The sequence below is a fragment of the Bacteroides sp. 519 genome, from assembly GCF_010500955.1.
Classification (GTDB): domain Bacteria; phylum Bacteroidota; class Bacteroidia; order Bacteroidales; family Bacteroidaceae; genus Bacteroides.
This window is the reverse complement of sequence record NZ_QVMJ01000083.1, coordinates 1-380: the sequence shown is the minus strand read 5'-3', so window position 1 is coordinate 380 and position 380 is coordinate 1. Positions and strand designations below refer to the sequence as shown.

General features: G+C 33.7%; 1 protein-coding gene. It reads left to right on the top strand.

The window, feature by feature from the left end:
• Window positions 1–23 precede the first annotated feature (23 nt).
• Window positions 24–380, top strand: a 357-nt coding sequence (locus tag D0T85_RS22005; RefSeq protein WP_203558561.1) for a nucleotidyl transferase AbiEii/AbiGii toxin family protein, incomplete at its 3' end; no start/stop codon positions are given.

Below are 380 nucleotides of genomic sequence, written 5' to 3'. Positions count from 1 at the left end.
AAAAAAATGTACTAAAAGAAGTTATGCAAGAAATTGTGCTCTGCGGCTTAAGCCGAGCAGATTTTTTCGCCCATGCTGCCTTCTATGGCGGTACTGCACTTCGCATTTTTTATGGCTTAGATCGATTTTCCGAAGATTTAGATTTTTCTCTTATAGATGCTGACCCTGATTTTAATCTGTCTTCATACTTTCCGATATTAGAGAAGGAAATTCAATCTTACGGACTTAGGGTTCAGATAAACACTAAAAAGAAAACTAAGGATTCAGATATTCAATCAGCCTTTCTAAAAGGAAACACGAAAGAACACCTTTTAATGTTTTATCCAGAAGATAGTGCTTTTTCAAGTATTCCTAAAAATGAAGTAATAAAAATAAAGTTT